Annotated in this window: 1 protein-coding gene; it reads left to right on the plus strand. The window is 70.2% G+C overall.

Going from position 1 to position 262, the window contains the following annotated elements; genetic code table 11:
* Nucleotides 1-262 (plus strand): phospholipase domain-containing protein (locus tag AAEY78_RS13670; RefSeq protein WP_352339886.1); only part of this gene is annotated, 262 nt, incomplete at both ends.

Raw genomic sequence — 262 nt, forward strand, 5'->3', positions numbered from 1 at the left:
CCACCGCGGTGCCGGCACAAACGGCCGGCCGCACTCCCGCGTGCCGGCTGCCGTACGAGTTCTTCGTCCAGGGCAAGGTCAACCGCGCGGGCAAGACGCTCGGGTTGACGATGACGAATACCGGCGCGGCCGCCGTGCATCTGCAGGCGTGGGTCGACGGCACGAGCACGATACCGCGGCACTACACGATCGGCGCCGGCACGGGCACGTGCGTCACGGACGCGCTCGCGCTGAATTCGGGCGGCGGCTACGACTACTCGAT

The sequence above is a fragment of the Psychrobacter sp. 16-MNA-CIBAN-0192 genome (assembly GCF_040309565.1).
Taxonomy (GTDB): Bacteria; Pseudomonadota; Gammaproteobacteria; order Pseudomonadales; family Moraxellaceae; genus Psychrobacter.